Here is a 21,359-nt window from a genome sequence, read left to right as displayed (position 1 = left end):
TTGGGGCGACGCCCCGAGGATTGCGCTGTGCCGCTTAAGTCCAATCTAGATAACGTGACACAACTCGACTTCCTGGAATTCATCACTTCCAAATCGACGCGCGCCGATTTTTCCCTGGCCGACGGCCTACAGCTTGAAATCGAGGCGCATGCCCCTGGCGTGTATCGCCTGCGTTGCGGCCAACCCGAGGCATTGCACCCCGAGAAACCCGGCCTGCGTGCGCGAGCTCATGCCGGGATGCTGTTGGCGCGTGAAGAAGCCGTGGGAGAGCTGGCAGTCAGCTCGGTGGCCGATCCCGCAGGGCGGGGATGGCGTCTCGAGCAAGGCGACGTGCTGCTTGAGGTCAGCCGTGATCCCCTGCGTCTCGAAGTGTCCCGTGCCGGGCAGATGCTTTTTACCACGCTGGAGGGTGCCACGCTGGGCTACGATGCGCAGGTGGCGCTATGGACGTTCTGTACCGAACTGGATGGCGACGATGCCATACACGGGGCGGGCGAAACCAGCGGCGATCTCGATCGACGGGGTGCCAGTCTCGTCTCCGACCAAGCCGCCGACCGCGTACTGCCGCTCGTATGGAGCACCAAAGGCTGGGGGCTCTACTTCAACACGCTGAACCGGGTCGAGCACGACCTGGGTGCGAGCGATCCGGAGCTCTACCAGGTGGCCGTACATGGCCCGGTGCTCGATCTGTTCATTTTTGTCGGCGACCCCTCGGAAGTGCTGAATCAATATACGGCGCTCACCGGACGGGCAGTCCAGCCAGGCCTTTCCTTGATGGGCGTGTGGCTGGAGCAGCCTGCGGGCCAGTCCGGCGCGGAAACACTCGCGCTTGCCCAGACTTTCCGTGACAGGCAATGGGGGCTCGATGTCGTTCAGCTTGCGCCCCCTTCGCCGTGCGGTTTCCAGGCCGACAAACCGGCTTACGAATGGGACGCGGCGCGCGTGCCTGATGCGCGCACATTTGTCGGCGGCTTCCAGAATGCCAATTTGCAGTTGGCGGCGCCTGCCTTCCCTGGTGTGCTCAAAGGCACGGAGCTGTTCTCCGAGTGGGAGGATCGCGGCTGGCTGCTTATCGATGACGAGGGCAACGCCCATGTCTTCAAAGGCACGGACATTACGGATGGACATGATTTCGCGCTGCTCGACCTGACTCACAAAGACGTCTACAAGCTGTGGGTCGAGCGCCAGCGCCAGTGTTTCGACGAGGGCTTGCTGGCACCTGTGTGCAACGCGCAGTACGACATCCCTGACGGCCTGACCGCGCGCGGGGGCGAGAGCGGCGCCGTCTTGCGCACGATTTATCCGCTGCTGGCGCGTGCCGCTCTGTTCGATGCCGTCGCCGGCCACAAGACGCCCCAGGAAGGCGTGGTATGCAGCAGCGACCTGTTTCCCTCCGTGCAGCGCTTTGCATGGCAAACCGGGCCGCGTACCGGCAACGGCTGGCAGGCGCTGGAACACACCCTGCGCACATCGTTATCGCTGGGCGACAGCGGCGTACCGGTACAAACCCATGCGTTGGGTTCGGCGGCGCATCCCGCTGGTGAAATGACGCCCGAGCTCTACATCCGCTGGCTCGCCATGTGCGTCTTCTCGGCCAATTTTTCATTCCAGTCGGTGCCCGCGCTGCTGCCTTCGGCCTTTGATGAAGCCACGCAATCGCTGGTGCACCATTGGCTACAGTGGCGCTATAGGCTGGTGCCTTATGTACTGGGCATCATCGAGGATGCCGTACGCACCGGACTGCCTGTGCAACGCTCCATGGCGCTGGCGTTTCCATCGGATCATGTGGCGCAGGCGTGGGATACGCAGTATATGTTGGGGCCCGCGCTGCTGGTGGCGCCGGTGCTACAGCCGGGCAAGCAGGTCAAGGTGTATCTGCCCGAGGGCGACGCATGGTGGGACCTGAATACAGGCTGGCGCTACGAGGGTGGCACCACCTGGACGGTGGAAGCGGGCCTGGATACCCTGCCACTGTTCGGCCGGGAAGGGCACATGCTGTGCCTGGGGCCAACAGTGCAACATTCGGGCGAGTTCAACTCCGCGCGCATTCTGGATGAGGTCTGGATGTTCGGCATGCCCGAGCACAGCCCCGTCGTCATGCGCAACAAGATCCGCGTCATGCAGATGCAAGGCTCCAGCTACATCAAGGGTCTCGAAGGCCTGAAGATCCTGCCGTCCGAAGGGCTTGAAGTCAAGCGGCGCGGCGCCGAAGTTCGCATCTCCAGAGCCCGCTAGGTCAAGCGCCCATACGGGCCGGAATCCAAGAATTGCTTCCGGCCCGCCGTTCTCGCGGCCCGCGGCGCCAGCAGTCAGGCGGGCATTCGCCGCAAAGGCACATCCACGGTAAAGGCAGGGTTGAATGCATCGTTTTCGATGGCGCCATTCATCGGATAGCCACGCGGATTGCACAGCACCCGGGTTCCGTTCACCGCATAATCAAAGCTGTTGTGGGTATGGCCGTGTATCCACAGGAAAGCGCGCCTGCCGTCCAGCAGGTGCTCGCTGTCGGAGACAAAGCAGGCATTGAGGGGCGAGCCCGCAAAGCGAGGGTGGATGCTGCGCCGGGAGGGGGCATGATGGGTGATGACCACTGTATTTTCGACGGCGGGCTGATCAAGCCGCTCCTGCAGCCAGCTGCGGTTGCGCGCGAACAGCGCTTCCATTTCGTCAGGCGAGAAAGGTGCGCCAGGATTGTCGGCGGATCCGATTCGGCTGAAGTCACGTATGAAGCCTAGCGCCTCGGCAATGGCATGCTCGCGGGCGGCGCCCGGACCATCCAGGTCGAAACTGCTCCATAGCGTGCTGCCCAGAAAGCGCAGGCCGTAAAGCACCGTTTCGTCGTTATCCAGAATCTGTATGCGGCTGTCTTGCGCGTGGTGTCGCAGGGCAGGCACCGTGTCGCGCAGATTGCCGCCATAGAATTCATGATTGCCAGGTACGTACAGAACCGGCTTGTCTATGTTTCGCGCCCACGCCACGGCTTGCTGGGGCCGGTTTATATCGCCGGCCAGCACGACGATATCGGCATCGGTACTGGGTACCTCAAAGCCGCTTTGGCCCAAGTGCAGGTCCGACATGATTTGCAGGCGCACAAAGCCTCGTTCGGCAATATGGGGCGGGGCACTTGCTGGTTTGACAGTGTTTTTGAATCGCGTCATAATCGCATGCTTCGGTTGGGTCGTTAGCTCAGTTGGTAGAGCACCGGACTTTTAATCCGTTGGTCGCGCGTTCGAGCCGCGCACGACCCACCACATCGAGATACGGAAAAAGGCCGCGCCCCAGGGCGCGGCCTTTTTTATTGTAGGCCGGGCGCCGGATTGTGGCCAGACAAGGCCAGGGACCTGGCGGCGAGTTAGGGCTGCCGCGCTTGGTTTTAATTTCTTATGGTTATAAGTAATTTATATAACTGGCTTTAGGGTTATGTTAAATTACATCGCCCCAGCCGCATAATCTATGCTTGCGCCCTTTATTCTTCCATTGCTTCCACAGCGTTTTTCATTTTGATCCGCCTAGAAAATCTCCATAAGACCTATGCCGCGCCGGGACGCATCTCGCATGCGTTGGCGGGTGTCGACCTTCGGATATCACAGGGCGAGGTCTTTGGCATCATTGGCCGTTCCGGTGCGGGCAAGAGCACGCTGATCCGCATGCTGAATCTGCTTGAGCGTCCCAACGAGGGCAGGGTATGGGTGAACGGCCAGGACATCACCCAGTTTTCGGATGCGCAGTTGCGCGACTACCGGCGGCGGGTCGGTATGGTGTTCCAGCACTTCAATCTGCTTCGTTCCCGTACCGTCCTGGACAATGTGCGGTTTCCGTTGCGCCTGGCCGGCATGCCGCGCGCAGAACAGGATGCACGCGCCAACGAAGTACTGGCCCTGGTGGGTTTGGGGGAACACGCGGGAAAGTACCCGCGCCAACTGTCGGGAGGCCAGCAGCAACGGGTGGGCATAGCGCGCGCGCTGGCCAGCCGGCCCGAGCTACTGCTGTGCGATGAGGCAACATCCGCGCTGGACCCAGAGACCACGCAGTCCATTCTTAGGCTGTTGCTGGATATCAACCAGCGCCTGGGGCTGACCATAGTGCTTATCACCCACGGCATGGACGTCATCCGCACGGTCTGCGACCGGGTCGCCGTCATCGATGCGGGCCGCATTGTGGAACAGGGCAGCGTCCTTGATGTTTTTCTGCATCCGCAGCACGCCGTTACGCAGTCGCTGCTTTCCGAAAGCGGCATGGATGGCGAGGGCTGGCGCGACATGGCGCATGGCGTGGCTGGGCGCCTGCTGCGCCTGAGCTTTCGCGGCGACGCCACGGCGCAGCCGATGCTCAGCCGTGTCAGCCGCGAGCTGAGCGTGGACCTGAGCATACTGCAGGGATCGGTGGGCAGCATCAAGGGCACGCCCTATGGTCAGCTGGTGGTATCAGCGCAGGGCGGCAGCACTGCGCTTGAGCAGATGGAGACTTTCCTGAGCGACAAGGGCGTGAAGTGCGAGGTGCTGCGACCATGATGTTTGCCAATATAGACTGGCCGCTGATCGGGCAGGCCACTATCGACACCCTTTTGATGACAGGATTCTCGCTGCTGTTCACGGTGGTGATAGGCTTGCCGCTGGGCATACTGCTGTTTCTGTCGAGCAAGGGCCAGATGCTGGACAACGGGCCTGTGTACCAGGTGCTGTCGTTCGTCGTCAACGTACTGCGCTCGGTGCCGTTTCTCATCATGCTCATTGTCATGATCCCGCTTACCCGCATCCTGGCGGGTACGGCCTTGGGGGTGCAGGGTGCCATTCCGCCATTGGTGGTCAGTGCAGCGCCGTTTTTCGCGCGGCTGGTCGAGAACGTGCTGCGTGAACTGGATCCCGGCGTTTCCGAAGCCTGCCGAGCCATGGGCGCGAACTCGCGCCAGACAGTGCTCATGGCCCTGATTCCCGAGGCCACCACGGGCATAGTCGCGGCCATTGTGGTTACGGCCATCGCGTTGGTGGGGTATTCCGCCATGTCGGGTGTCATAGGCGGCGGCGGCCTGGGCGATCTGGCCCTGCGTTTCGGGTATCAGCGTTACCAAACCGATGTCATGCTGGTGACGGTCGTCATTCTCATAGTGCTGGTTCAGCTTCTGCAGGTGTTCGGCGACCGGCTGGTCGCCAGGCTGAGCCGTCGATAACGGCGGTGCGGCGCACTGCCGCCCGCATTCTTTTGAAGGAGTTGCCATGATTCTGCTGAAACAATTCGCGCCCGCGCTGGCGCTGGGTTTTGCCGTGCTGCTGGCGGGGCCCGCACAGGCTGAAACGCTAAGCGTTGCCGCCACCCCTGTCCCGCATGCCGAGTTGCTGGAGCACGTAAAGCCTGTGCTGGCCAAGGAAGGCGTGGACCTGGATATCAAGGTATTTACCGACTATATTCAACCCAATCAGCAAGTGGCCGATGGCCATATCGATGCCAACTTCTTCCAGCACAAACCCTATCTTGATTCATTCAACAAGGATCACGACACGCATCTGGTCAGTGTAGGCCTCGTGCACGTCGAACCCTTCGGCGCATATTCCAGCAAGATCAAGGATATCAAGGACCTGAAGGACGGTGCGCTCGTGGCATTGCCAAACGACCCATCGAACGGTGCGCGCGCTCTGCTCCTGCTGCAGAAGCAGGGCCTGCTCAAGCTCAAGGATCCCGGCAATATCCTGGCGACGTCGCGCGACGTGGTGGAAAACCCCAAGCATCTGAAGTTCAAGGAGCTCGAGGCCGCCACGCTCCCGCGCGTGCTGCCTGATGTGGATCTGGCGCTGATCAATACCAACTATGCGCTGGAGGCCGGCCTGAATCCCGTCGCGGACGCGCTGTTCATCGAAGGCTCCGATTCGCCCTATGCCAACCTGGTGGCCACCACCGAGGACAAGAAGGACGATCCGGCTATCAAGAAACTGGTGCAGGCATTGCAAAGCGAGGACGTGCGCAAGTTCATCGAAACCAAGTACAAGGGCGCCATCGTCCCGGCATTCTGATCAATGGGGGCGACACAATCGCCCCCATTTTTCCTCAGCCGCGCCGCCTAGGGGTTCATCCGGCCCCTATTTGCTATCTGAGGCCCGGCTCTATCGGTTACCATATGTTTTTTAAAAAGGAGCCCAATATGTTCAATAACAAAGCCAAAGCATTCCTGGCAGGCTTGACGCTTGCTCTGGCATTGCCCGCCAGCGCCGCAGCGCAGGACAAGGAACTCCTGGTCGCAACCGACACCGCATTCGTGCCCTTCGAGTTCAAGCAGGATGGCAAGTACACGGGCTTCGACATCGAACTCTGGGATGCCATTGCCAAAGAGGCCGGCCTGAAGTACGAGCTGCGTCCGATGGACTTCAACGGTATCATCCCTGGACTGCAGACGGGCAATCTCGACGCCGCGCTGGCCGGCATCACCATTCGCGACGATCGCAAAAAGGTCATTGACTTCTCCGATCCTTATTATGAAAGCGGCCTGGCCATTCTGGTTAAGAAAGACAACAACGACATCAAGACGGCCAAGGATCTGAAAGGCAAGACCGTGGCCGTGAAAATAGGCACCGCCACCGTCGATTTTCTGAAGAAGAATGTCCCCGAAGCGGAACTCAAGCTCTTCCCCAACATCGACAACGCTTTCCTTGAATTGGCCACCGGACGTGTTGACGCCGTGGTGCATGACACGCCCAACGTTCAGTACTACGCCAAGACGGGCGGCGAGGGCCGTGTCAAGGTCGTGGGCTCGCTCAAGAGCGGTGACTACTACGGCATTGCATTCCCCAAGGGTAGCAAGCTCGTGCCGGTGGTGAACAAGGCGCTCAAGACGCTGCAGGACAATGGCAAGTACGACGCTCTGTACAGCAAGTGGTTCGGCGAGAAGGCCGCCAAGGCCGAGTAAAGGCGCCAGACCACAATACGGCGACCGGTGAGCGCACTGGGTCGCCGTTTTTTGTTTCCGTCTGCCCGGGCGGAGCCACTTTTACAAGGCGATAACCGTGAATTTCGACTGGTCTGTCATCTGGGATGCAATGCCCAGCCTCATGCAAGGCGCCAAGCTCACTGTCCAGATCACGCTGCTGGGCCTCATCGGGGGAACCATCATTGGTTTCCTCACGGGCGTCATCACCACCTATGTACGGGTGCTGGTCACTTGGAAAACCGTGCTTACCGCCATCGTGGCGCTTGCCGTGCTGTCGTTGTTGTCGCATCTGGCGTCATGGGTGGGCGCCACCCTGCTGTCAGGCGTGCCAGACTGGGCATGGACAACGATTCAGGTCGTGGTTGCGATCGTGCTGCTGGTTCGTTTCGCGGCCTATATTCCTGTGGCGCTCTCCTTTCTGTCGCAGGTGTATATCCTGGTAATACGCGGTACGCCCATCGTCGTGCAGGTCATGTTCATTTATTTTGCCGTGCCGCTGATTTTCGGGTGGCGGGTGGAGGCCGTGCCGGCAGCCATATTCACGCTGGTGATCAACTCGGGCGCATATATTGCCGAGATCGTGCGCGGCGCCCTGCAGTCGGTGCCCAAAGGCCTGAAGGAAGCCGGCGAGGCCATGGGCCTGCCTTTCTACAAGATTCTGGCCTATATCATCGGGCCGGTGGCGCTGCGCCGCATGATTCCCGCCATGGGCAATCAGTGCATCATTAGTCTGAAGGATTCATCACTGTTCATCGTGATCGGCGTGGCCGAACTGACGCGCCAAGGCCAGGAAATCATCGCCAGCAATTTCCGGTCGGTCGAAATCTGGGGAGCGGTGGCAGTCATCTATCTGATTCTCACCGGCATCATTGCGTTGACGCTCAAGTTTGTCGAGCACCGCACACAAATCATCTGACGCCGCACAAGCGCATACCGGAGCAGATTCTGATGAGCATTGTCGAATTCAAGAATGTCATAAAGCGTTTCGGCACGAATACGGTGCTGGATGGCATAGACCTCACCATAGAGAAAGGCGAGGTCGTAGTGATCGTGGGCCCTTCGGGGTCGGGCAAGTCAACCATGCTGCGCTGTATCAACGTGCTGGAAACCATCCAGGAAGGTGATATTGTCGTCAACGGCCTCAGTGTGCGGGGCAAGGGCGCGCAGGTGCGCGAGCTGCGCCGCGAGGCGGGGATGGTCTTCCAGCAGTTCAATCTCTTTCCACAGCTTACCGCGCTCGAGAATGTGGCGTTCGGCCCCATCCATACACGGGGCGTGCCCAAGGGCAAGGCGCGCGAGGAAGCCAAGGCGCTGCTGGACAAGGTCGGACTTGGCGCACGCATGGATCACTACCCAGGCCAGCTTTCGGGCGGCCAGCAGCAGCGGGTAGCCATAGCCCGGGCCTTGGCCATCAAGCCCATTCTCATGCTGTTTGACGAGCCTACGTCGGCGCTGGATCCAGAATTGCGCCACGAGGTGCTCAAGGTGATGCAGGATGTCGCGCAGTCGGGCATGACCATGGTGGTGGTGACGCACGAGATGGAGTTTGCCCGCAAAGTGGGCACACGCCTGCTGTTCATCGACGAAGGCAAGATCGCGGAAGATGGCCCGCCGGCCGAGCTGCTCAGCAATCCGCCATCGCAGCGGCTCAAGGATTTTCTACAGCACGTGGCTTGAGCAGCCTATGTGCCCAGGCTGTGCAGGCCAGGGCACGCTTTGCCGGCCGATATACGGGTTTGCCGCTCAGCGTACGAGAATGGTGCGTGTCGCCACGACTTTCTTGGACCCTTCGGGGTGAATGCGAATGGTGACTTGCCGGGGCTTGAATCCGTTGGGCATTTCCGCCGTGCCCATGACCTGCGTATAACGCTCCAGGCTGACTTCCTGTGCCGGCAGATCGATGTTGCCGGAGCGTCCATTGGGATAACGGCCCGCGGCCACGAATTCGGCCGTGCCCTTGAAGAGGCTATCCTTGTCTTCTTCCTGCATGACCAGGAACTGGTAGGACAGCGTGCCATCGCGCTCGTCGAAGCTGGCAGCGCGTATGCCCGGGGATGTTCCGCGAGGGTCGGGCGGCATGGCCTGGGCGAACATGCCGATGTCTTTCTGCTGCTGTTGGACGGTGGCCTTGGCGTCGGCCAGTTCCTTGGTTTGCGCTTCGAGCTTGGAGCGTGTGTCGTTCAGGTCGGCTTGCAGGCCGGTTACCTGCGACTGCAGGCGCTGCTTGTCCATGGCCAGGCTGTTCAGATCGTAATGCAGTTGCTCGGACTGCTCCACGGTAAGCCGCTGCGGCCCATAGCTTTTCTGCAGGAAAAGCAGGCCGCCTGCGCCCAGCACCACGCCTGTCAGCATCAATACCAGCCAGCGCGGTATGCGTCGCGGCCGGCGCGTGGCGCCGTAGGCGGTGGGTTTGAATGCTGGGCGTCTGGATGAACCGAACATGGGCGTGATTTTCCTGTGATGCGATGCCGGCCTGGGTGAGCAGGCCGCAAAAAACTTCCAAGCTTAGACTGTAAGCGCCACGCGGGCAACGTCTGGAAACCATCGTTGCCACTTGGTAAACATTGAAACATCGCTTGTCTCGTCTAAAGAAGTGTAACGTGGGGAGGTGCTCGCAGCCAAGTGGATATCGTGTCTGGGCCCATACCCGAAAAACTGGCGCGGAACGGCCAGCGGTATGCGGCGCAGGGCCACTAGTCACCTACGCGCCGCCGCAGGCTTGCGAGGCGTTCGGGCGTGCCTATATCTTCCCAAACGCCCTCGTGACGGGAGCCACAGACCCGCCCTGCAGCCATTGCTATACGCAGCACCGGAGCCAAGGGCGCTGCGTCGCCGGGCGTGAGGGTGTTGAACAGGCTGGGCAGGTATGCGCCGATGCCCGCAAAGGTGAGCGCGGCTGCATCGGGAGCCTGTGCCTTGTCGCAGATGTGGCCATCGGGCATCAGGATGAAGTCGCCATCCGGGTGCTGGGGCGGATTGTCCGTCATGAGCAGCCAGGCTGCGTTACCCTCTGGAGACAGGCGTGCGGCCATGGCCGTCGCCTGACTGGGGTGCCAGTCGCACCAGATATCGGCATTGATGACCAGAAATGGCTGATTTTCAAAGAAGGGCAACGCCAGCGCAATGCCTCCCGCCGTTTCAAGCCCGCCGGGACGTTCGGGCGAGTATCGGATGTGCAGACCCAGCCCGGCGCCGTCGCCCAGCGCCGCTTCGATCTGCATGCCCAGCCAGGCATGATTGATGATGACATCGCGCAGGCCGGCTTCCGCCAGACGCTCAAGGTGCCAGACAATGAGAGGCTTGCCGCCGACCTGCAGCAGTGGCTTGGGCGTGGCGTCGGTGAGGGGGCGCATGCGCTCGCCGCGGCCAGCCGCCAGGATCATGGCCTTCATGCGAGCCCGGACCTTGCAAGGGGTTGGCGGCCACGAGGGGCCGCGGGCGCCGACAGGCAGGTTCTCTCAGACATCAGAATGTGTACCCGCTTGTAACCTGTCGGTTTTCGAGGCGGTCGAGAATGCGCAGCAGAGGGCGAAATACACCATAACGTCCTGCAACCTGGCGCACATACCCGCTGACTCGGGGCATATGGTCGAGATAATGGTGCTTGCCGTCGCGATGCGAAAGACGGGCGAAGACACCGAGTATGCGCAAGTTTCGCTGCAGTCCCATCCATTCGTAGGCGCGGTGGAACTGCGCGAAATCATCGGGAACAGGCAGAGCGGCACCGCGCGCGGCTTCCCAATAGCGTATGGCCCAGTCCAACTGCTGCGGCTCTTCCCAGGTCGTGCGGGCGTCCATGACCAGCGAGGCGATGTCGTAGGTGATGGGGCCAGCCAGGGCATCCTGATAGTCTATGACGCCAGGATTCTCGTTGTGGTCTGAAACCATAAGATTGGGTGAATGGAAATCGCGATGGACCACCACCGTCGGCTGGCTGGCGCTGTCATTGACGAGCAGGCCGAAAATCTTGTCCAGAGCGGCCTGTTCGGCTGCTTCCAGCTCGGTGCTGCAATGCCGCTGCACATACCACTCGGGGAATACCGCCAGCTCCTGGGTCAGCCGGGTTGCGTCATAGGCGGGCAAAGACGCGGCGGGCGCTTGCTGCAGTTGCACCAGGGCGCTTAGCGCGCCGCGATACATGGCCTGCAGGCGCGCGTCATCGAGGCCTGTCTGGATGGCCTGATAGAAGGTGTGCCGGCCCAGGTCGGACAGCAGCAGAAAGCCCTGCTCGATATCCTGCGCCAGAATGCGGGGCACATTCAAGCCCGCCTCCTGCAGCAGGCGGGTGACGCCCACGAACGCGTTGCAGTCCTCGTGCGCCGGCGGCGCATCCATGACGATGGCCGTGCCATCGGAGGTCTGGAGGCGGAAGTAGCGCCGGAAGCTTGCATCGCTGGACGCGGGGGCCAGGGTGGAGATATCCAGCCCATGCCTGGCGGCTATCGTCTGAAGCCATTGTTCGAGTGCGGCCAGCCTGTCGTCGGCCGGGAAAGGGACGGAGGTCATGCGTGGGGTAATCCTGAGTCCGCAACAAGGCGGGACGGCTGTAAATTTAAAGCAAATTAACGGGACGATACATGGCGGACATGCTTTAATCGAGCATATTCCGCCTACTCTCTATAATACCGGGTTGCCATGGCCCGCAGAGCGGGCTGTGCCAGAATATAGTGTGTTTCAGGAGTCGAGATCCTCGTGCGTTCGGTTTGGTGGGCCATTTTCTTAGCGATGGGCGGCGTTTCCGCTGCCCAGGCGCAGATGCCGGATCAGGCGGCGCCCACGCAGGGTGCCCCCGGGCTGTCGCGAACTGGCGCGGCACCCGGCGCAAGCATAGGCGGTCTCACAGTGGCCCCCAAACTGGAACTGCATAAAAATGTCGACGACAACGATATGTCGTCCTTTATTGTGGCCGACAAGGTGGAGACTGCCGAAGACGGACGCATCATTCTGCGGGGAAACGCGGAGGTGCGGCGCATCGACTCTGTGGTCAAAGGCGACTATATCGACTATGACCGGTCCACCGGCGATGCGCGTGTGCGCGGCAACGGTCTGATCATGCGCGAAGGCAGTATCGTGCGAGGCTCCGCGCTGAACTACAACGTCAATGCCGAAACCGGCGATGTCAACGATGCCAATTTCTGGATGGGCGGATCGGGCGGCGCAGGGCAGGCTTCGCATGCCGACATCTTGAGCCGTTCGCGCATGCACCTTGACGATGTGCAGTACACCGGCTGCCCATGCCCGGATCCCGCCTGGTATATTTCCTCGCCCAGCGTGGACCTGGATTTCGACAAGAACGAAGGTGTTGCGCGGCACGGGGTGCTGTACTTCAAAGACGTCCCCATTCTGTATTCGCCCTATCTCACCTTCCCGGTGAAAAAAGAGCGCAAGTCGGGTTTTCTGATCCCCACCTATGGTACGTCCACCAATAGCGGCTTCGAGTTTTCGCTGCCGTATTATTTCAATATCGCGCCCAACTACGATGCCACTTTGACACCACGCTACTTGAGCAAGCGCGGGCTGCAGCTCGGCGGTCAGTTTCGCTACCTGGGGAACAGCTACGCTGGGCAGCTGGAAGGCACCTATCTGTCTACCGACAACGTTTCCGGCGACGACCGCTGGTTGTTCATGGCGCAGCACAGGCAGAATCTGGGTGGCGGCTTCAAGGCTGATGTCGATCTGCGCCGGGTATCCGACGACGATTACTTCCGTGACTTCTCCTCATTTGGCCTGACTGACTCCACAGTCAATTACCTGCCCAGCAGGGCGCGTGTCACGTGGAGCGGCTTGAAGTATTTCAGCGGCTACCTGGGTGCCTTCACGTATCAGACGCTGCAGGACGACACGCTTGGGTATTATGCGCGGCCTCAGTACAACAAGCTTCCCGAACTCTATCTTCGCGGTGCGCGCTACAACTGGGGCGGATTCGATGTGGTGTCCGACAACTACGCCACCAAGTTCCGCATGCCTTTCTACTCGGGGCGGTATTCCGGCCCGATATTCGACCCATGGCGTGACCGCCATGCGGCGCCCGATGGCGAGCGCTATACCTCCTATACCAGCATTTCCTATCCCATAGTGCATGCGGGGTGGTATATCACCCCCAAGGTCGGGCTGCATCTGAGCCAATACAGTACAGACTGGTATCACGACGACTTGGGCGCCACACTGTCCAGACTGTACTCCAGCACACCCGATACCGTGTCGCGCGCCGTGCCCATCATGTCGCTGGACAGCGGCATGACCTTCGAGCGGGACACCACGCTGTTCGGCAACGATATGACGCAAACACTGGAACCCCGGGTGTATTATCTGCGCGTTCCATATGTCGATCAGTCCGATATCCCGGTTTATGACACGAGCCTCGCAAGCTTCAACTTCGCCCAGGCGTTCGACGAGAATATCTTCAGCGGCGGTTGGGATCGCATCTCGAACGCCAATCAAGTAACCATAGGCTTGACCTCGCGCTGGCTGGATGCCGAAAGCGGCTTCGAGCGCCTATCATTGTCGGCGGCGCAACGCATTTATTTCGAGGACCAGAAGGTGGGTCTGTACACTTCCGACAAACTGCGCACCAATGAAAAATCCGATTACCTGTTCGGTGCGCGCGCCGCACTGACGGACACTTTCGATGTGCGTTTCGACGCACAGTACAACCCGCATTCGCACGAGCGAAATCGCATGTCGGCAGGCATACGCTGGAATCCCAAGCGTCTCACCACAGTGTCCGCTTCGTACCGCTACGAGCGCGATCCGCGCCTGATTCTGGATCCCGAGTACGTAATCGACCCAGACACCGACCGCACGCGCGAGCAGGTCAGTCTCGCAGGACAGTGGCCGCTGACCAGGCAGCTGTATGTCATGGGGCGCTATGATTATTCTCTACAGGAAAAGCGCAGCACGCAGTCCATCTTCGGGTTGGAATACCAGGGCGACTGCTGCTGGACGGCGCGCATGGTGCTGCAGCGCTACGCCGTCAGCCGGGAAGACGTCAACACCGCGGTGTTCTTCCAGCTGGAACTGGCAGGCCTGGGATCGCTGGGCACCGATCCCATGAGTACGCTTAAAGAGCGTGTCATTGGCTACGAGTCGACGACACCGCCCACCCCTCAAAAAACGACCTTCGAGAGGTACGAATGATGCACAGTCCGCATGCCAGGCGCTGGCTTGCGCCCCTACTGCTTGTCCTGATCGGCATGACGCCACCGCTGGCCGGCCATGCCGCCGAACGTGCCAAACCGGGCGCGGCCAAGCAAGCGGCGCAAGCGCCCGCAGGCGCGCAATCCGAACAATTCGTGGACGGAATCGCCGCTGTCGTCAACAAGCAGGTGATCACCTTGCATCAGGTTGATGTGCAAGCACAGCTCGCGCGCGCTCAGATGCAGCATCAGAACATTCCTGTACCGCCCGACGACGTCCTGCGCAAACAGGTCTTGCAGCGCATGATCACGCAGGAGCTGGAGCGGCAGGAAGCCGAGCGCGCGGGCATCCACGTTTCCGACGAGCAGGTGCAGCACGCCGTGCAGACTATTGCTCAGCGCAATGGCGTCAGCGTCGACAAGATGCGCCAGGACATCGAGAAGACGGGCACCGACTGGTCGACCTATCTTGGCACGCTGAAGGACGAGATCAGCCTTGACATGCTGCGCCAGCGCGCCGTGGACAGCACCATACATATATCCGAAGGAGAGATCGACGCATTCCTGAGGAGCCATGGTGATCAGCTTGGCGCCCCCACACAGCCGGCTCCCGCGCCCTCGGCGGCGCCAGCGGCGGCCGCCAATGGTCCATTGGGCCTGGCGCAGATTCTGGTGGCGGTGCCCGAAGGCGCATCACAGGCGCAAGAGGCCGAGCTGCGAAAGAAAGCGGAATCGCTGCTTGCCCAGGTTCGCGGCGGCAAGGATTTTGCCGGCGTGGCGGCCGCGTCGTCTGACGGCCCCGAAGCGCTTGATGGCGGCAACCTGGGTGTCCGTCCGGTGCAAGGCTGGCCCGATCTGTTCATCAATGCAACGCGCGATCTGGGGCCGGGACAGATCAGCGGCGTTCTTCGCAGCGGCAATGGTTTTCATATCCTGAAAGTCTTGAGCCGGGGCGGCTCCGGGGCGGCTCAGGCGCCGTCCGGCCCTCCCACCTTGCATGGCCAGGCCAGCGCGCCTGCACACAGCCAGGGTCCCATGATCATCACGCAGACCCATGCGCGGCATATCCTGATCAAGACCAGCAAGGTCATGACCGACGAGCAGGCTCGCGAGCGGCTGCTGCAGTTGCGCCAGCGCATACTTAATGGCGAAAGCTTCGCAGAGCTGGCCAAGCGCAACTCCGAGGATGCCAGCGCACCGCAGGGTGGCGACCTGGGTTGGCTCTCGCCCGGAGAAACCGTACCGGCATTCGAGCGGGTGATGAATACGCTGCAGCCCAACCAGGTCAGCGAGCCCGTGCATACACAGTTTGGCTGGCACCTCATCCAGGTGCTTGGCCGCCGCGAGAAGGATGTGGGCGAGGAGTACAAACGCATGCAGGCGCGCAAGGCGCTGTTCGAGCGCCGTGTCGAACCGGCCTTCGAAGACTGGCTTGGCCAGTTGCGTGGGCGTGCCTATATCGACAACCGTCTTGATCCGTCCACCAGCAGCAGCACGCATTGACACGTATGGCGCATCAGGCTCGCAAGCGTTTTGGCCAGCACTTTCTGGTCGATGAAGCCGTAACCGACGCCATAGTGCGGGCCGTCGCGCCGGCGCGCGATGATGCTGTCGTGGAGATCGGGCCAGGGCTCTCGGCGCTTACGGCCCCTTTGTTGCAGGCATTGGATTGTCTTACCGTGGTAGAGATCGACCGCGATCTTGCCGCGCGTCTGCGGTCGCGGTATCCCTCGGAACGCTTGCAGGTGATTGAAGGGGATGCGCTCAAAGTGGATTTCTCCGCGTTGGGCGGGCCGCTGCGCATTGTGGGCAATTTGCCCTACAACATCTCCAGTCCGTTGCTTTTTCACTTGCTGTCGTACGCAGATCGGGTTCTTGATCAGCATTTCATGCTGCAGCGTGAAGTGGTGGACCGCATGGTGGCCGAGCCGGGACAAGGCGACTATGGACGCCTGTCGGTCATGTTGCAAGCGCGCTATCGTATGGACAAGCTCTTCGATGTCCAGCCCGAATCCTTCGACCCGCCGCCCAGGGTGGTGTCTGCTGTCGTGCGCATGCGACCGCTTCCCGCCTCGCGGCCTCGTCCACGCAGCAAGCAGGTCTTTGCGCAGGTTGTGTTGCGGGCATTTGCGCAGCGCCGCAAGATGCTGCGACGCGGCCTGGGACATTGGGCACCTTTGGTGGACTGGGATGCCATCGGCGTTGCGCCCACTGCGCGCGCTGAAACGCTGTCAGTGGCCCAATTCATCGCGCTGTCGGATGCCTTGCAAGAAGCGGGTGCCGTGGCGCCCCCCAAGGCGCCGGAAATCTGAGGGGCGGGTGTGCTGCGCCGATATCAGGCCAGCCAGTGGCTCAAGTCGTAATAGCGGACAACACTGCCCTGTTCGGCACCGGTGGCCACCGGAATGCGAGCAAGGCCTGTGGCCCAGGGCAAAGAACTAATGACGCCCGACCCCTGTTGGGCATAGGGACGAAGCAGCGGCAGGTTCTCGGCGTCGAACTCGGCCTGTACGCGTAGAAATTCCTCGCGCGTTTCCTTGAAGGCGCGCTCGGTGACCAGTCTGCCATGGAGCGTGGGCGGCAGAATATCGCTGCGGCCCTGCATGGTGCGCAGCAGCGGCGTGACCAGCATGGCGAACACCACATAGGCCGACACTGGATTGCCTGGCAGGCAGACAATGGGCTTGCCCTCGGCATGGGCCAGCGCGACCGGCTTGCCGGGTTTCATGCGCACACGCCAGAGGTCCAGCTGGCCTCCACGCGCTTCGATGGCGGGTTTGACCAGGTCTTTCTCTCCGACCGACACACCGCCAACGGTCAGCACCACGTCGCAGTCGCCAAGCAAGGTGTCGAACGCCGCAGCCAGCGACTCGGCGGTGTCCATGGCATGTTCCACGCGCACCACCTGGGTACCCAGGCCTCGGGCCAAGGCAGCCAGCATGGGGCCGTTTGAATTGTAGATCTGGCTTTCGCCGCGTGGAGCGCCTGGTGTTACGAGCTCGTCGCCTGTGGTGAGCACACCCACGCGCAGACGGGGATAGACCGGTACCTCGGCATAGCCTTGCGAGGCCAGCACGGCGATCTGCGCGGCGCGCAACACGGTGCCTTTCGCGAAAAGCTGGGCACCGGCGGCGACATCTTCTCCTCGATAACGCACATGCGCGCCCAGTTGAGGCAGGCTGTTGATCAGTACCGCATCATCCGCTTCCGTGGTGTCTTCCTGCATGACGACTGTATCGGCGCCCTCGGGGATGAGACTGCCCGTGAACAGTCGGATGGCCTGGCCGGGCAGGAGCGGCTGGGGCATGTCGCCCGCAAAGCAGCGCTGCTGGACGGGCAAGGCTTTGCCGGATGTGTAATCGGCATGCCGGACGGCATAGCCGTCCATGGCGCTGTTGTCGGCGGGCGGCAGATCCAGCGTGGCAAAGAGGGTTTGAGCCAGCACGCGGCCTTCGGCCTCATGCAGTGCGCACGTTTCGGTAATGTTGGGTGGTGTGACGGCGGCGGCCAGTTGCGCCTGTGCCTGGTCGAAATCAAGCATGGAAGCCGGCTCCGAAATTGCAGGGGCGGTGCGTGCTGTCGAGCTGGTCGCGAATAATGCCTTCCCAGGCTGTGCGGCAGGCGTTGGTGGATCCAGGCAGGCAGAACACCAGCGTGTTGTTTGCGGTTCCTGCGAAGGCATCCGACTGCAGCATGGAACTGCCTATGTCCTGATAGGACAAGTGTCGGAATAGCTCGCCAAAACCTGTAATGACCGCATCCAGCAGGGGCTGTACGGCGGCGGCGGTGGATTTCTGCCGCGAGTAGCCCGTGCCGCCGTTGGCCAGGATGACCTGCACGTTTGCGTCGGCAATCCAATCGCTGAATACCTTGCGCAGCTCGTAGAGGTTGCCGCTGCTCAGCGTGCGCTGCACGCAGCGGTGTCCGGCGTCGGCCACGCTCTGGGCTAGATAATCGCCCGAGCTATCGTTGTCGGGCTGGCGCGTATCGGAGATGGTCAGTACTGCACATTGCAGGGACACAGGCTTCTGATCGGTTTTCGCTTTGCTCATGGTTGTGATGTTGTTATAGGGGGTTGGATTTTGGAGACCGGCACGATGTATTAACTGCACAGCGGCGGCGGGGTGTTATTTGCCGTGCGCTGCCGGGGCGTGGGTATCATCCCACTGCTGCGTCTTCTCGGCATCTGCCTCGCGCTGTTGCACCCAGAAGCGGTCGCCGCTGGACAGTGTTTCGCGTTTCCAGAATGGCGCACGGGTCTTGAGCGCGTCGATGATGTACTCGCAGGCGCGGAAAGCGTCGCCTCGGTGGGCGCTGGCCACCGCCACGAACACAATCTGTTCTCCGTTATGTAGTTCGCCGTAGCGGTGAACCACAAGACACTCGGCCACCTCCCAGCGTTGCCGGGCAGTCTCGCACAAGTCTTCGATCTCGCGTTCGCACATCCCCGGGTAGTGTTCGAGGAACAGGCTTTGCGTGGCGGCATCCTGAGCATAGTCGCGGACGTAGCCCGTGAAAGTGACGACCGCGCCCGCTTTGCCGGCGGAGCGCTCACGCAGGGCGGCCAGCAGCGCTGCGCTGTCGAAATCATCCGGTTGAACCAGCACCATGTCAGCCTCCAGTGACAGGCTCGAAGACGGCAACCTCATCGCCGGGGCGGATAAGGCTGGTATGCGGGGCATGTGTCTGATTGATGGCCAGTTTCAGCCGTGAAACCGGCGCGAGTTGCGGATAGCGCGCCTCCAGACCCGACAGCCAATCGGTACCTGTAACGGGTTTGGGCAGCGGCCATCGCTCTTCGCGCAGGCCGGCGAGCTCTGCCACCTGCGCAAAATACAGCACCTTGATGCTGGATGTGGGTGTAGTAGTGGTATGCGTCACGATGTTTCCTCCTGGTGGCGCGAGACTTACTGTGCTCGGCCAACATGGGCGAGCACGGCGCAACATGGCTGTTGCGCCGTATCGGCGCCGATCCAGGCCTCCAGCTTACCCCAGGCGGAGACAGGCTGCCAGTCGAGCGCTCCTACCTGCTGAGCGCGGCGCGCTGGGCTTCCAGCGCACGTATGCGTTCCTGCAGTGCCTTGAGCTGTTCATGCGCCTCCTGCTGCTGCTTGGCCAACTGCTCGGCCTCGCGCTTGGCGGCAGCCTGTTGAGCCGTGACTAAGGCCTGCTGCTGGCGCTGCACCTCCAGGTCGTTCTTCAACACGCTGAGCTCGTCGCTACGCTCATTGAGCTGCTTCTCGGTATGTGCGTAGTCGGCTTCCAGGCGTATGCGCTTCAGATCAACTTCGGCCAACTGGTTGGTTTCTTCCACGAACTGCTTGTAGGTGCGCTCGGCCTTGGCGTGATCGAGTGTCTTGATGACGCGCCAGAATTTCTGATTCTGGAACAGCGCGACATAATAGGTGAGCGTATCGCGCTTGAATAGCAGGCTGGCGCCATAGCTGCCGTTGTAACTCGTACGCAGCTCGCTCACCGCCTTGTTTTCGATAAGCTGCTGCAGCTCGGCCACAGTGCTGTTGGGTTCGGCCTGCACCGTAGTGACCTGAACGCCGGGGGGCGGCGTCACGGCTGCAGCGCCGTCCCGGGCCGAGGAATCGGCTTGCGTCACCACGGGCTGAGATTTGTCTTGCCCCAGCGTTGCGCAACCCACCAGGCCGGCGCAGGCGAGGATAACAATCAGCGTCTTCAGTTCCACACGGTTACGGTTCATGTCAGGCACCACGTTCCTTGTCAAGTTTTTGTCTAGTTGTCTGTATCGTTCGTTATATTTACCAGTGCTGGCCAGGAATATGCCTGCTGGGCAGGGAGGCCGTCGCGGTGAGTCGGCGCTATTTTAGCCGAGCCTCAACCTTCAATATTCTCACTTTGTGTGGAAATCTGCAGTTTCCGCATTTTTTCCCATAGAACCTTGCGGCTGATGCCCAGCTCCGCCGCCGTATCCTGGCGCCGCCAGCCATTCAGATTGAGCGCATCGATAATGCGGCTGCGCTCCTGCTGATCGGCGGGACTCAATTCGTCCACGCCCTGGCGGGCTGGCGCATCCGCCTGATCTCTCACCTGGTCGTGGTCCTCCAATGGCCGGTCATGGCGCCGGGCAGCCGGTCTGCGCTGCGCCATGCTGTTCATGCGGTCAAAAATGCGATCCAACCTGCCGGCATCCCAGGTACCCTGCTGGCGCGCCATGATGGAAACGCGTTCCACCAGGTTTGCAAGCTGGCGAATATTGCCAGGAAACAGTGTCGCGCCAACCCGCTCCATCAGCCACGCGGGCGGCGGCAGCAGCTTATGCGGCACATTGGGGCTGATAAGGGCCTCGAAGATGGCTTGCTTTTCCTCGGCGCCGCGCTGCTCCAGGTTGGGAATTTCCAGCTCGATAACAGCCAGGCGGTAATACAGGTCTTCCCTGAATGACTCGTCGGCCACCAATTGCGGGATATCGCGGTGGCTGGCAGAAACCACGCGGAAGTTTACGGGTATTTCCACTGTGGAGCCCAGACGTGTGATGCAATGCTGCTCCAGTACCCTCAGCAGCTTGACCTGCTGGTACAGCGGCAGATCGCCGATTTCATCCAGAAACAGCGTGCCGCCGTTGGCCTGTTCGAAATATCCCTTGTGCGCGCCCACCGCACCTGTGAACGCGCCCTTTGCATGGCCGAAGAAATGCGCCTCGAACAGTCCTTCCGGCACGGCGCCGCAATTGACGGCCACAAATGGCCCGCGCGAGAACGGAGATTTGTCGTGCAGCAACTGGGCAATGCGTTCCTTGCCCACGCCGGTTTCTCCATGGATCAGCACGCTGGCATCGCAATCCGCGTACATCTCGACATCGGCCAACAGGCGGCGCATGACGCCAGACACGGCAATCATGGGCTGCTCGGCGGGCCTCTCCTCGGCGTTCCTGGGTGCGACGTCGCCACCGGCCAGCTTGAGGATCAGTGTACGCAGCTCGGCGCCCGTGAAGGACAGCGGCAAAGTATGCGAATAGGCCGGCGGGTAAAAGCGCGGGTCGTGGCCGCGCTCTTCTGACGCGACCCAGATGACAGGCACGGCATGGGACTTGAGCCACTCCTGCCCCATGAACCGCGCATCGCCCATCACGGTGACAGATACCAGTGCCACCGCCCGGCGCGTCGTGTCGCGGTGCGGGGGAAAGGTCATGGACGGATCCGTGCGGATGACCGAGATATCACTGTTGGCAAGGTAGCGGTCGACACGCAGGGCGATGTCGGAGTGGCCTTCCCATACATAGAGGTCGATATCTTCGGCTTGGACAGTGCTGGTCATTTTTCTGGTTGCCGGGGGTT

Annotated in this window: 20 protein-coding genes and 1 tRNA gene; 11 read left to right on the top strand and 10 right to left on the bottom strand. The window is 61.2% G+C overall.

The annotated features are described in order from the left end of the window. The first annotated feature begins 27 nt into the window (after positions 1-27). Positions 28-2,235, top strand: a complete 2,208-nt coding sequence (locus ERD78_RS18220) for a glycoside hydrolase family 31 protein (RefSeq protein WP_129971243.1) — start codon at positions 28-30, stop codon at positions 2,233-2,235. Between the two features lie 74 nt (positions 2,236-2,309). On the opposite strand, the gene ERD78_RS18215 is transcribed toward ERD78_RS18220, so the two are convergent. After that, positions 2,310-3,158, bottom strand: coding sequence for a metallophosphoesterase (locus ERD78_RS18215; protein ID WP_218940906.1), 849 nt, complete (start codon positions 3,156-3,158; stop codon positions 2,310-2,312). A gap of 17 nt (positions 3,159-3,175) precedes the next feature. On the opposite strand from ERD78_RS18215, the gene ERD78_RS18210 reads away from it, so the two are divergent. The 7 genes from ERD78_RS18210 to glnQ all read left to right on the top strand — a co-directional run bounded on the left by ERD78_RS18210 (position 3,176) and on the right by glnQ (position 8,593). Then, positions 3,176-3,251 (top strand) — tRNA-Lys (locus tag ERD78_RS18210). Positions 3,252-3,500: 249 nt separating this feature from the next. Then, on the top strand, positions 3,501-4,511 hold the full coding sequence (locus tag ERD78_RS18205) for a methionine ABC transporter ATP-binding protein (RefSeq protein ID WP_129971241.1): 1,011 nt from the start codon (positions 3,501-3,503) through the stop codon (positions 4,509-4,511). Beyond that, positions 4,508-5,167: a methionine ABC transporter permease gene (locus ERD78_RS18200; RefSeq protein ID WP_129971239.1), complete on the top strand. Its 660-nt coding sequence runs from the start codon at positions 4,508-4,510 to the stop codon at positions 5,165-5,167. The genes ERD78_RS18205 and ERD78_RS18200 overlap by 4 nt, the downstream gene beginning before the upstream one ends. Positions 5,168-5,213: 46 nt before the next feature. Next, on the top strand, positions 5,214-6,005 hold the full coding sequence (locus tag ERD78_RS18195) for a MetQ/NlpA family ABC transporter substrate-binding protein (RefSeq protein ID WP_129971237.1): 792 nt from the start codon (positions 5,214-5,216) through the stop codon (positions 6,003-6,005). Positions 6,006-6,133: 128 nt separating this feature from the next. Further along, positions 6,134-6,895: a glutamine ABC transporter substrate-binding protein GlnH gene (gene glnH / locus ERD78_RS18190; protein WP_129971235.1), complete on the top strand. Its 762-nt coding sequence runs from the start codon at positions 6,134-6,136 to the stop codon at positions 6,893-6,895. 97 nt (positions 6,896-6,992) lie between these two features. Beyond that, entirely contained in the window at positions 6,993-7,832 is an 840-nt protein-coding gene (locus ERD78_RS18185) for an ABC transporter permease subunit (protein ID WP_245152528.1), read from the top strand. Positions 7,833-7,864: 32 nt separating this feature from the next. After that, positions 7,865-8,593 (top strand): glutamine ABC transporter ATP-binding protein GlnQ, encoded by a 729-nt coding sequence (gene glnQ, locus ERD78_RS18180; protein ID WP_129971233.1) that lies wholly within the window; start codon positions 7,865-7,867, stop codon positions 8,591-8,593. Positions 8,594-8,659: 66 nt separating this feature from the next. Here glnQ and ERD78_RS18175 read toward each other — a convergent pair whose 3' ends face one another. The 3 genes from ERD78_RS18175 to ERD78_RS18165 form a co-directional block, all read right to left on the bottom strand. Then, on the bottom strand, positions 8,660-9,358 hold the full coding sequence (locus ERD78_RS18175; protein WP_129971231.1) for a DUF6776 family protein: 699 nt from the start codon (positions 9,356-9,358) through the stop codon (positions 8,660-8,662). 251 nt (positions 9,359-9,609) lie between these two features. Further along, a complete protein-coding gene (gene murU, locus ERD78_RS18170) occupies positions 9,610-10,308 on the bottom strand; it encodes an N-acetylmuramate alpha-1-phosphate uridylyltransferase MurU (protein WP_129971229.1) in 699 nt (232 codons plus the stop codon). A gap of 73 nt (positions 10,309-10,381) precedes the next feature. Beyond that, positions 10,382-11,422, bottom strand: coding sequence for an aminoglycoside phosphotransferase family protein (locus ERD78_RS18165; RefSeq protein WP_129971227.1), 1,041 nt, complete (start codon positions 11,420-11,422; stop codon positions 10,382-10,384). 186 nt (positions 11,423-11,608) lie between these two features. Here ERD78_RS18165 and ERD78_RS18160 point away from each other — a divergent pair, with 186 nt between their 5' ends. The 3 genes from ERD78_RS18160 to rsmA are packed head-to-tail and all read left to right on the top strand — an operon-like array spanning position 11,609 to position 16,364. Continuing rightward, complete coding sequence (locus tag ERD78_RS18160; RefSeq protein WP_245152527.1) at positions 11,609-14,053, top strand: LPS-assembly protein LptD; 2,445 nt, start codon at positions 11,609-11,611, stop codon at positions 14,051-14,053. Next, the gene (locus ERD78_RS18155) at positions 14,050-15,555 is read left to right on the top strand and encodes a peptidylprolyl isomerase (RefSeq protein ID WP_129971225.1); all 1,506 of its coding nucleotides are present in this window, start codon (positions 14,050-14,052) and stop codon (positions 15,553-15,555) included. Before ERD78_RS18160 ends, ERD78_RS18155 begins: the two co-directional genes overlap by 4 nt. A 5-nt stretch (positions 15,556-15,560) precedes the next feature. Further along, positions 15,561-16,364, top strand: coding sequence for a 16S rRNA (adenine(1518)-N(6)/adenine(1519)-N(6))-dimethyltransferase RsmA (rsmA, locus tag ERD78_RS18150; RefSeq protein ID WP_129971319.1), 804 nt, complete (start codon positions 15,561-15,563; stop codon positions 16,362-16,364). A gap of 23 nt (positions 16,365-16,387) precedes the next feature. Here the strand turns inward: rsmA and ERD78_RS18145 are convergent, their stop codons facing one another. The 6 genes from ERD78_RS18145 to ERD78_RS18120 all read right to left on the bottom strand — a co-directional run bounded on the left by ERD78_RS18145 (position 16,388) and on the right by ERD78_RS18120 (position 21,339). Next, positions 16,388-17,593 (bottom strand): molybdopterin molybdotransferase MoeA, encoded by a 1,206-nt coding sequence (locus tag ERD78_RS18145; protein WP_129971223.1) that lies wholly within the window; start codon positions 17,591-17,593, stop codon positions 16,388-16,390. Continuing rightward, positions 17,586-18,104, bottom strand: a complete 519-nt coding sequence (moaB, locus tag ERD78_RS18140) for a molybdenum cofactor biosynthesis protein B (RefSeq protein WP_129971221.1) — start codon at positions 18,102-18,104, stop codon at positions 17,586-17,588. Before moaB ends, ERD78_RS18145 begins: the two co-directional genes overlap by 8 nt. A 75-nt stretch (positions 18,105-18,179) precedes the next feature. Next, entirely contained in the window at positions 18,180-18,662 is a 483-nt protein-coding gene (locus tag ERD78_RS18135) for a molybdenum cofactor biosynthesis protein MoaE (RefSeq protein WP_129971219.1), read from the bottom strand. Position 18,663: 1 nt separating this feature from the next. Further along, complete coding sequence (locus ERD78_RS18130; protein ID WP_245152526.1) at positions 18,664-18,933, bottom strand: MoaD/ThiS family protein; 270 nt, start codon at positions 18,931-18,933, stop codon at positions 18,664-18,666. A 142-nt stretch (positions 18,934-19,075) separates the two neighbouring features. Beyond that, positions 19,076-19,765 carry a DUF2968 domain-containing protein gene (locus tag ERD78_RS18125; RefSeq protein ID WP_129971215.1) on the bottom strand — a complete coding sequence of 230 codons (690 nt, stop codon included), beginning with the start codon at positions 19,763-19,765 and terminating at the stop codon, positions 19,076-19,078. Positions 19,766-19,899: 134 nt separating this feature from the next. Then, positions 19,900-21,339, bottom strand: a complete 1,440-nt coding sequence (locus ERD78_RS18120) for a sigma 54-interacting transcriptional regulator (RefSeq protein ID WP_129971213.1) — start codon at positions 21,337-21,339, stop codon at positions 19,900-19,902. Positions 21,340-21,359 lie beyond the last annotated feature (20 nt).

Origin of the sequence: Allopusillimonas soli, from assembly GCF_004153445.1 — a bacterium.
Classification (GTDB): Bacteria; Pseudomonadota; Gammaproteobacteria; order Burkholderiales; family Burkholderiaceae_B; genus Allopusillimonas; species Allopusillimonas soli.
Note: the sequence above shows the minus strand (reverse complement) of the source record. Positions and strands in the feature narration are given on the sequence as shown.